Genomic DNA, 10,803 nt, shown 5'->3' with positions numbered 1-10,803 from the left:
AGTGTTGGTTTTAAGAATTTAAAATGATTTATAGATTCTAATTGGAACGGCGGATCAACTCCCCCTTATAGCAGCAATAGAATAAAATATTGCAGCCATTAGCAAAGGGGGTTAGGGGGATTTTGAGTGGAATGTATTGAAAAGTCTGAAGGCAGTCAGGAGACTGCAATATCCTCAGCAAAAAGTCAGGAGACTTGCGCTAGCTGAGCTTGACCAACCCCATAGGCATGGCAGATTTGTCACTTGTCCGCCGTGGCAGAGCACCGGGTTTTAACCCGGTGAAAAAAAGATAAAAGGCCGTTTCCCTCGGACATGAAGTATGGTGGTAGTACGAAAGTGTGCCCCGAGAAGGTCTATAGAGTCTGTGAATTGTCGGATTAGAAATCCTACGATAACGGATCGGGATTACAAATCCCGATCAGCTGAGCGGAGGACCCGATCAGCGGAGGACTCCGATCTGCGCTAATGCCGGTTAACATCACCACCAAAAAAAGCGGAACCTTTCGGTTCCACTTTGGGGGTTAAGTTTTAATCAGTGATTAGCAACTAATTCTTATACAATATAAACTAATTATCAAATATTCAGAACTATATATTAAAAAAATATCATAATCCGTAATAGTGCCAGTAGCCATAATTTCCTTGCTCACTAGGCCGGATGACCCGCCACAGCGAGGCAAGCCGAAGACGCCTGCCTGCCAGCAGGCAGGGGTGACCGAAGTGACCTCAATGTCCCGATGGCTATCGGGATTACCAAATCCTATAATGCTTTAGTCTCTTTACTGGCAGAAAAACGGATATACATATAAAAATATTTCAAATCTGAGCTGTTGAAATGTCCATGATCTAAAGCAACAACTTAAAAAAAGGCAGGGCTGCCGCCAGCCCCGCCCAAAAAATAAGGAGACTATCCTACAATTCCTTCGAGGAAACCTTCCTTGTTGAAATTGAGGACTGGTTTGAAATTGTTTCTTCCGGTTTCCTGGAGAAGCATCCGATAACAATGATAAAATAGAAAAGAGGTTCATTTCTCTTGATAGCCTGGGGTAAGAGACTGGCTAGCACCCAATGAGCCTCCTGAAGGGAAAAGCCGAAAACCCTTTAACAGAGTAGGCATTTTAACCACGTACCGAGTGGATGCATTTCTGCTTTTACCCGGAACTTCAAACGGTTTCCCTGTTTTTGATCTGTTAAAAAACAGGATATGTTATGAATAAACTAAAGGGCGCATTGCCCATAATCGCTTTTGTATTTGCTGCCTTTGCAGCATTTGCATTTAATGTTCCGCAAAACGGAACTGATCCGAGATACGGTACCCATGACGACAAAGTCTATGATGTCACCAATGTCGATATGGGACCAGGGGCTGATGAATATTGGTGTGATTCAGACCCCAATACCTGTCTATTCCAGGATCAGCAAGTCACAACTCCTGTAGTAGGTTCGCTGGGAGAATTCATCCCAGGCATTGACTTGGAGCCAATTGACTAATTGTGTTTTACAGCCATTGGACAGTATCCAATGGCTGTTTTTATTATAGCTTATCATTCAGTGCCTGCTCGTTTACAGGAATATTCATCTGATAAGCTGATGGATCTATTCCAAGCATGTAATCCATTCCCTCAATCGACCTTTCAGACGGACCCTCCCATTCAGGATCGCCAAGGAATCTTCTCAAATCCCTCCATCTGCTTGATCCTCTGAATACCAGCTCTTTCCTCCGCTCCAACAGGATTTTGTCCAGGATCTTTTCATCATCCTCAATATGATATGGCTCATAGGTACCTGTGAAATATCTTGACTCCATAAACGTGCTCAATGTAGAAGCCGCCTGTTCATCCATGGCTAGCCTGGCCTGACACTCCGCACGGATCAGGTAAAGTTCTCCGGTGGTGATTCCTGCAAACAACTGGAAACTGCCTGTAAAATTCCCCACAAAATTCACTCTTCCCTCATCGTCAGGTTCAGTGAAATACAGGTACTTCCTGATGTCGTTTTCCTCAAAAGATCCAAAAAGATCGGGATCTATAAATGTAAAGGCGGAAAACTGATAGGAACTCAAACTCGCCTGAAGGTGGATCACAACCTCCTTATTAAACCTTGGAATAGGATAATTATTCCGGGCTATAGGAATAGTGGACAGCGCAGGAATTTCATTGAAATCCAATAACTCACTTTGGATAGCCAAGGCATCCTCTGTGAAATCCAAAGCTTCCTGATACCTGTTCAGCTGCAGAAATATCCTCGCCAAAAGACCGTAACATGCAGCTTTGGATGGACGTAGGCTATTTTCTTCATTTACAGGCAACAGTTCAGAAGCTGTATTCAGATCATTAATTATCCGCGTGTAGATCTCCTGTGATGATGCCCTTCCTTGATTATCCTCCAGTCCGGGAGTCAGTTTCAAGGGAATGGACTCCCTATCCAGATCAGCATCTTCCACTATGGGATGGGTAAACAACTGAAGCAGGTCAAAGTAATGGAAGGCTCTTAGGAACAAGGCAGTGCCCCTCACCTGCTCGATCTCCCTGTGCTCAGCCTCACTTGCAGGCACCAGCTTTTCCACCTCTTCCAGTACCACATTTGTCCGGAAGATATTGGAATACGCCAGACTCCAGGGATAGAAATCGCCGTTCTGGTTGCCCAACTGTCTGATCCAGATATATCCGTTCCGGGATACCTCGTCGTACCCCAGCCAACCCTGGTCTGTGGTGTAAAGATCATCGGACAGTACCAGGCCAAATCCGTCACCTGTATTGATAATATCCGGGGTATTCAGTATGCTGCGAAGATCCTCTACTGTCTGGGGAACGACAATACTTTTAGAAGGCCGCTCATCGAGGTAACTTTCGCAGGAAAACAGCAGCAACATGGAGAGAATCCAGCCTGCCTTATCGCTTATTGATAGTTTCATAGTTTGTTATATATGTCTTGTTAGAATTACTGTTGAATCATTTATAGATCAATCCTAAGCCCCAGTGCTACACTTCTCTGAGGTGGCAGGTTCTGAAAATCGGGATCAATCTCATACTTGGTCTTTTTCCAGATCAACCCAAGATTTCCGGCATAGGAATACACCTCTGCGGACCGGAAAGGAAGCCATGGTGTTCCTTTCTTATCCAGCCTGTAGGCAATCCTTATATCCTGTAGCCGTACATGATCCCCTCTCTCTACCGTTATTTCCGAAAGTGCATACATGGATTGCCTGTTTGAATTGACCCTCATGGGCATCGAGGGTACCTGGGTAGTATTTTCATCACCCTTCTCCTGCCATCTAAACCGGTAATCCGAATGGGTAATCCGACCGTTGGCCAGCTCGACATAGTCCACGGTATTCCTTCTGAAATAGTACCCTAAGCGATAGGTGATGTTCAGGGATAAGCTAAACCCCTTGTAGCTGACTGTATTCCGGAAAGAACCGAAAGAAGTGGGTCTGGCAGAACCATGAAAGACCACACTCTCTGGTGTAAGTCCTGCCCTTATAGCCGTATAATCCGTGCTGGGATTTCCATCCAGAAAACCTCTTGGATCGCCCGTGTCAGGATCCAGGCCTGCCCATGGAAAGCTGTACACTGAAAACAGGGGATTTCCTTTGACTGGTACAAGTTGAAGACCGGAAACCATCAAATCAGCTCTGGGGGTGATTTCATATCCGGTGACTTTTTCCTTCACAACACTGTGGAATAGATTGATGTCCCATCTCAGCTCGCCCATGACAGGACTGGATCTGAGTTCCAGATCCAGTCCTTTGGTCTGGGTGGATGCAAAATTTCCCCTGAACTGACTCAATCCCATGGAAGGTGGCACAGGTATATTCCCTATCAGATCCTGGCCATTTTTGACATAGAATTCCAGAGAGCCATCCAACAGATTGTTTTTCAGACCGAAGTCCATCCCGGCATTGAAGAGCTGTATTCTCTCCCAGCGCAGATTGGGATTGGGCGGGTTCATGATCTGGGCTGCACGTTCTCCCGGGTTAAGGGTATTTGCCGCAGTGATGTAGTAGGCGGCTGTGGTAAACGCGGAAATGCTTTTGTCCACATTCCCGTTATACCCGAAGGTGGTTCTCAATTTCAGATACGGGATTAACCCTGAACGGTAAAAACTTTCCTCAGACACCGTCCAACCCATCCCGGCAGACCATAGCGGTACTCCCCGCTGGTTGGCATTGACCCCAAAAAGATTGGATGCGTCCTTTCTCATACTGGCGGTAAGCAGGTATCGCTTTTTATAGCTGTAGGACATGTTTGCAAAGACAGATACAAACCGGTCGACTATCCCTGTATGGTCGTCACCATTGGGCACAGTACTCAGGCTATTGTTTGGATTGATCCGGTATCTGGTGAGGTAATCTACCGGAAGACTGAGACCAAACCCATCATCATAACCGTAAAAGCGTGTACCGGAAGACAGTCCCTGGAGTTCTTTCAGTTCTGCACCCGCAATCCCGTGGATCTCATGCGCTTCATTCCAGCTGTGATCCACATTGAACTGCCCCCGGAGATAGTTTCCTTGGGAGGTACTGCTTCCCTGATCCAGAATACCACCCATAGGCACGGGGTAACTGAGCGTTCCCTCGGGAGAAGTTTGGGTATATCTGTTGATCAGCCAGCGGGTGTAGTAACTCTGCAGTGGTCTATGGTGTCGTGTCTCTCCCACATTGCTCCAATACTGATATCTTCCAGTGGCTTTAAGCCATGGCGTGAGCTTATAAGATAGCGATACATTCAGTCTGGCATCAGATTGATCAGAACGGTTTGAAGACAACCCGATTTCACGTAGCGGCACATAGGTACCGTCCAGAAAGCCCATATCACCAAGCTGGGACACATACCGGCTATTGAAGTCCCTGATGACGCTTAGCGGTAAGCCAGTCTCATCCTTAAGCCGCTCATAAGGTTCTAGCGAGGGCACCTCTGTGCCTGTCTCATTGGTGGCTTGCGCCCAATAGACGGAAGCGCCCAGTTCCAACCGTTGGTTTTTGGATCTCCAGTCATTTTGCAGGGACAGCGTATAGCGTTTGCTCCAGTTGCCCGGAACACCGGGAAGATTGCTGTCATAACCTACAGATCCTGAGTAGCGGTGGAGTTTAGTCCCTCCACTGATTCCCAGACTGTATTGCTGGTTTAATGCGGTATGATAAAAATCGTCACGGAGGGAGGATCTACCGGAATAGGACGCATAGTTGGCTAATGCATTGTCCTTTTCTGTTTCAGAAATAAGCCCTTCTCGATGTGCCAGCAAGGTCTCAACAACAGGCGAAAGGGCGGGTCTGCTGTTTTGGTTGATTTTGCTGTCATAGTTACCGTTTTCAAACAACATCTCCTCTACCCCGATGAATTCCGACACGGTCATTTGCGGTCGGGCCAGCAGATCCGGCCGTTGGATAAAATTCACATTGGAATTGAAACTGACCTGCAGGGGGGTCTGGAAACTCCCCGATTTGGTTCTGATCACTATCACCCCGTTGCCTGATCTTGCTCCCCAGATGGAAGCCGCGGCAGCATCGCGGAGTACGGTGATGCCTTCCACATCATTGGGGTTGATATTTTCCAAAGGGCCATCGTATGGAAAATTGTCCACGATGATCAAAGGCTGGGTTTCGGCAAAGAGTGTGTTTCTTCCCCTTATACTGACCGGATCATCAGATGAACCTGTACCTCTGTTGAATATCAGACTTGGGGTCACGTCTTCCAGCCGGTCCAATAAGCCGGTACTTACTTTTCTATTGATCAGCGCATTGTCTACCTGCACAAAAGAGCCGGTGGCCCTTTCTTTGGGGATTTCCTGAAATCCGGTGGAAAGCACGGTCACTTCATCCAATCCCTTAACTTCCTCCGACAGGTAGATAAGCGGGTCATCGGATACCGACAGGTCGCGGACTGCTATTTCTTGGGTATGGAAACCCAAAAAGGAAATGATCAGAACATCCTCCGGATCAGGCTGGGCTATCTGGAAAATGCCCCTGCTGTCAGCAACCGTGACTGAATTGGAAGACGCAACTTTTATGGTTGCACCGGGAAGCGGGAGACTGTCCTGTGCGGATAATACTTTTCCCTTGAGTAAGACCGTTTGTCTGGCGCTGAGTCCACCGATGGTCAGGCCAGTCATTAAAAGCAGCATAACTGCGAGTTTTATATAATATGAATGCATAGGATTTAGGATTAAAGGGTGGGATTGATTCCTTTTTTGAGGGATTCAATGTATTCGATCAGGCCTTCCGGTGTTTTGGGGATATTGCCGATATTGGCCAGTGTACCGTCCATACCCACCACCATCCGTGAAGGGAAGGCATGGATGTCGTAGTACACCAAAAACGGGTGATACTGCCCCTGTGCATTGAGGTTCAGGGATGATGCATCGGCATAGTTGCCCGACTGTAAATCCTCCAGCCATCTTTCCTCCGAAGTGCTGTTGCCGATGAAGACAAATTCCACCTGTGGATTGTTTTGGTAATGGTCAATGACCGGGGTCAGGAGATACCTGTACTGGCGGGCTGAAGCTTCACAGCCTGTGAGCCAAAAGTGTATCAGTTTCACTTTTCCGGGTTCTGCTCCAAGAAAATATGGTTCGCCATCCTCTGAGATCAGCGGGATATCTACCAAGGGTGCTCCTATACGCTGGGAGTTATAGAGGGAACTGACCAGTTGATGCACCCAGGGAGTTTCCATCCTGGCAAGTGCATCTTCAAACTGACGGTTGCTGTCAGTGAATCTGCGGAAGTTTTGAATGATGTATTTGGCATCCACCTGGTCCCGCACAGGTGGCGGAATAGAAGACAGCAAGTCAGTAAGCGGAATATTTTCGAGTTTCGAGATGATCAGCAAGCGTCTATAGAGAAAGTCCCCGTAGTACGCTGACCACTCCGCACCTACCGGTACTTGCGGGGTATTCTCCAGAATCTGCTCCTCAAAGAGCCTACGGTAGGCTTCCCGACTCTCTTTTCCCCCTCGCAGGTACAGAAAATCGGCAATCTGGTCATAGCGGAGTTTTCCCTCAATATCCGCTTTTAGTATATCCAAGAACTCCTGGGGCAGTCTGTCCCGGTAGCGTCTGATGATCTCAAATGCAGGATGGGATGGGATGTCGCGTGAGAAACCCTGACGGAGGTAATTTACCCCTACTTCCCCTGGGCTGATGTACACCATTTCCCTGCTGATAGAAGACTTGGAAGCTTTGGCTTTGGCGATAAGTAGGGAATCTTCCTCGCTATACCCCCAGAAATCCGGGTTGGAGGTGAACATTACCGGACTCTGGTCGTAGCGGGCATTTTCAAGCGCAAGAGCGAGTTCATATTGTATTCGGAATTTGTCTGCGGAAGGGCCAGAAAATAAAACTCCTGCAGTCTGAAAGTCAAATCTGATCCGGACACTGTCTCCCGGCTCAACCAGAAAGCGGTCGAGGTATATGAGGCGGTTGTTGCGGACGGTAACTCTGGAATATCCAGCTAGTGCAGGTGACTTCCACTGACCGACTTTGGCACCCCTTGAGCCGTCAAACAGGTTACCTGCTGACAGCTGGACGAATTCTACCTCAGGTTTTGGAATGCCCCGTTCATTCAGATACGGATCCCAAACACGAAACTCTATGGAGTCTAACGGCTCTATGCTAAGTATTTCCACATAGATGACGGCTGGAACCGTATCCCCTAGTGGGGCAGAAGAGCTAGCGCTCTCCTGCCCTTGACCGGAGTGATCAACCAAATCAAAAACCTCCGGCAGCGTATCGGAGCGGAGAATTCCGCCCCGATGGGTGTCTCCTTGTTCAAGGGAGACGGTGAGGCCGACCACTGTGTCGAGTGATAATACATCAGGCTCCTGTTTTCCGGCAGGCAGGCCTACCACTGTATTGAGTGATAATACATCAGGCTCCTGTTTTCCGGCAGGCAAGCCCGACCTATGAAGAAAATCCGCCCCGGGTGAATCAGCAACTTGTGCTGTGGATGTGCTTGTGGGAAGACATAGGTATCCCAGTAAGCAGATGAGTAGTAATTTTTTCATGTGCTTTTTGTTTTGGTGCTGGAAGACGGGAGACGGAAGACGGAAGTGTGTCACGCCCGAACTAAGTCGAAACGGATTAGCTCCTGTACGCTAGGGTGGAAGTCCGAAGTCGGATGTCGGGTGCCCGATGTGAGTACCGTCATTGCGATCCGCCACAGGCGGAGAAGCAATCTCACCTAAAGTCAGAAGCTGAAAGCTGAAAGTAGATCCTCAAACGCTTGAATCTTGGCTCTTGACTCTAAACAAGACATACCTCACCAACCCTACCGTCAACCGATAGTCCAGCAATTGTTATAACTAATAAATAAGATGTGTCAGCTCTACCGGCTATCCATAGCTTGCTGACGTGAGTGTGTAGTAACCGATCTGTTCATGGATGTGCACCTCCCCTTAATCGGCGATAAAAAACGAACCCTTTATATAGGATTCTTGGGCTTCAGGGGATAAAGGCGATCTGAAGCGATAATGCCCTGCTCCTCTGGGAATAGATTAATAGGTAAAGAGCAAGTTTTATCATTTCGAAAACCAAGCACACATAAGCAATCCTCTTGGAAGAGATTCCACTGATATTGAAGTATGTGACTGGTTTCGGACATTTAATGTCTAACTTTTCTCGATGTAAATCATGATTTATGTGCACTATAAGCAGAATCTTTGCTATCTTGAACTAAGATTCAACTATGAACAAATATTGAAAAATCAATTCTCCTGAAAGGGGTTAAAAAATGGTAAACAAGAGAATTTTGAACTAATTCACCCAAAAAACGAGTAATATGGAACGACCACAAAAAATAATGAGGATTCTTAGAGAATCAAAAGACTACTCTCAAGAATATGTGGCAAATGTCCTTAACATCAGTCAAAAAACTTATTCGAGTATTGAATTAGGGAAATCAAAATTAACCGTACACAGAATTCAGCAACTAGCTGAACTTTATAATGTCAAACCAGAGTATTTCCTATCTGAGGAGCTTCCAGTTATTAACTATAACACAGGCCCCAATAGTCATGGTGGCCATTTTGAGACGTATAACAATAATATCGGAGCGACAGATTTTTTAAAATCTATGTACGAGAAAATGCTGGAAGAAAAAAATCATACTATTAATAATTTGGAGAGTCAAATAGAAAAGCTTACAACAATCATTCAAGAACTAACAAAGGAAAAATGAGTTATACTGTAATAGGATCTTTTAGAATTAGCCACAATTATGCACCTGAACATCTTGCCGCTGAATTGGATATTCCTGTAGAAGAATATATAAGAATGGAAAATGGCGAACAATTGATAACTACTGAGCAGGCAGCTATACTTGCAGAATTCTATAAAGTTGACCCAGCTCTGTTCTTCCTTAAAGGATTGTCAGTAACCAATTACAACCATGGACCAAATTCCCATAGCGGCCCAATTACGACATACAACAACAATTATGGGTTTAAAGAGCTTGTAGAGAAATTGATGATTGAAAACGACGAATTGAAGAAAGAATTGTTGAAGTTAAAATAGGATGGAAGAGTTAGGGATGAATATATAAATTAGTCAATACTTTCCCTTTTTTCTGTCACCAAAGTTTAGCTAAAACTCTGTTAATTAATTCATTCACTATGTAGACTCTATGGTAAGTAGGTCAAAGAGCTTCACTAACGCTTCCAATCACGAGAAAAATTCTGATATTTCTCTGACATTTTTTTTATCCTTTCAGAAATATTTCTTCTAAAATAATCAGGGGATATCACCTCAAAAAAATCTCCTTTAGACAAAATTAATGACTCAAGTTCAATATTTGGATAAACAGAAATCATGATTGTAACGTGATCAGAGTTTCTTTCCAATACTACTTGACTTTCATGAAGAGGTTTACTTTCGATATAGTGAAATTGACTTGAATCAATCTTTATTTTTATGTCCTCCTTTTTTGAGTTTTCTTCAAAAGTAACTCCGATAATATCTTTAAAATATTCTGATGAGTTAAGTCCTTCATTTCGTATATAAGGCTTCTCTGATTTTTGAATTAAAGATATTCGATCCAATGGAAGATTGAGTAATCTATTTGGATTCACCAAAAATTGGGTATGAGACTTTCCGAATAAAAACCACCTCTTGTTATACTGTTTTAAGAAATAGGGAGAAATTGTAAAATCAAATTCCTGATTCTGCTTAAAGGAAAAATATTTAATTTCTAAAACAGATTTTTTAAAAATAGCTTCATAAAGTGGTCTTAAAAAATCGATACCCTTTAAGAGTGAACTTTCCTCAAATGAAATAATTTTTTCATCGGGTATTCCTTCGTTTCTTATTATTTGAAGTTCCTGAATGGTCTCTTTTAACCAATGAAAAGAACTCATGTGACTCAAACGGTATAAAACCCCTAAAGCCTCCAGCATACTTTCTCTTTCTTTCTTGTTAATAGGAAGATTGGCAATAGAAAAAGTTCTATCAGCATATCGGTAAGTATCAAGCTTTGATTTTGAAACTATTAAATGTTGCTTTTCATGTGGCACATCTCTCCTCTCTTTTATTATTTCGGCATTATAGGTTTCCCTAAAAAATTTTAAATCATCCTGAAGAGTTCTTTTAGAAATGGAAATATTTTCCAGAATATCGCCTGTTTCAAAGGCTATAGCTCTCTTACATTCCCTAATCAGTTCTTCCATAAAAACCCCTTCAGAATTCCTCAAGCAAGAATCAATCGTCATATAGCGAATGTGGGCTTGTTTTGAAAGTGACATTTACTAAGAAATTCTAGTTAGACTAAATGGGAAGCAGTTCCTATAATTAAAAATGTTAATGAGAGATTTAATT

General features: G+C 44.5%; 7 protein-coding genes. 3 read left to right on the top strand and 4 right to left on the bottom strand.

Annotated elements, in window-relative coordinates; all coding sequences use genetic code 11:
* The first annotated feature begins 1,209 nt into the window (after positions 1–1,209).
* Positions 1,210–1,491: a DUF6520 family protein gene (locus SYJ56_RS19400; RefSeq protein WP_323837044.1), complete on the top strand. Its 282-nt coding sequence runs from the start codon at positions 1,210–1,212 to the stop codon at positions 1,489–1,491.
* 43 nt (positions 1,492–1,534) lie between these two features.
* Here SYJ56_RS19400 and SYJ56_RS19395 read toward each other — a convergent pair whose 3' ends face one another.
* Genes SYJ56_RS19395 through SYJ56_RS19385 form a run of 3 tightly spaced genes read right to left on the bottom strand, consistent with a single transcriptional unit; the run spans position 1,535 to position 8,000 of the window.
* Positions 1,535–2,914 carry a RagB/SusD family nutrient uptake outer membrane protein gene (locus SYJ56_RS19395; protein WP_323837042.1) on the bottom strand — a complete coding sequence of 460 codons (1,380 nt, stop codon included), beginning with the start codon at positions 2,912–2,914 and terminating at the stop codon, positions 1,535–1,537.
* Between the two features lie 41 nt (positions 2,915–2,955).
* Complete coding sequence (locus SYJ56_RS19390) at positions 2,956–6,123, bottom strand: SusC/RagA family TonB-linked outer membrane protein (protein WP_323837040.1); 3,168 nt, start codon at positions 6,121–6,123, stop codon at positions 2,956–2,958.
* A gap of 41 nt (positions 6,124–6,164) precedes the next feature.
* On the bottom strand, positions 6,165–8,000 hold the full coding sequence (locus SYJ56_RS19385; protein ID WP_323837039.1) for a TlpA family protein disulfide reductase: 1,836 nt from the start codon (positions 7,998–8,000) through the stop codon (positions 6,165–6,167).
* Positions 8,001–8,773: 773 nt separating this feature from the next.
* Here SYJ56_RS19385 and SYJ56_RS19380 point away from each other — a divergent pair.
* Both SYJ56_RS19380 and SYJ56_RS19375 read left to right on the top strand, forming a co-directional pair.
* Positions 8,774–9,172: a helix-turn-helix domain-containing protein gene (locus SYJ56_RS19380; RefSeq protein WP_323837037.1), complete on the top strand. Its 399-nt coding sequence runs from the start codon at positions 8,774–8,776 to the stop codon at positions 9,170–9,172.
* Positions 9,169–9,507, top strand: coding sequence for a helix-turn-helix domain-containing protein (locus SYJ56_RS19375; protein ID WP_323837035.1), 339 nt, complete (start codon positions 9,169–9,171; stop codon positions 9,505–9,507). The genes SYJ56_RS19380 and SYJ56_RS19375 overlap by 4 nt, the downstream gene beginning before the upstream one ends.
* 134 nt (positions 9,508–9,641) lie before the next feature.
* Here the strand turns inward: SYJ56_RS19375 and SYJ56_RS19370 are convergent, their stop codons facing one another.
* Positions 9,642–10,730 carry a helix-turn-helix transcriptional regulator gene (locus SYJ56_RS19370; RefSeq protein WP_323837033.1) on the bottom strand — a complete coding sequence of 363 codons (1,089 nt, stop codon included), beginning with the start codon at positions 10,728–10,730 and terminating at the stop codon, positions 9,642–9,644.
* Positions 10,731–10,803: the final 73 nt, after the last annotated feature.

Source organism: Algoriphagus aurantiacus (assembly GCF_035156405.1).
GTDB lineage: Bacteria > Bacteroidota > Bacteroidia > Cytophagales > Cyclobacteriaceae > Algoriphagus > Algoriphagus aurantiacus.
This window is presented reverse-complemented; position numbering and strand designations above follow the sequence as displayed.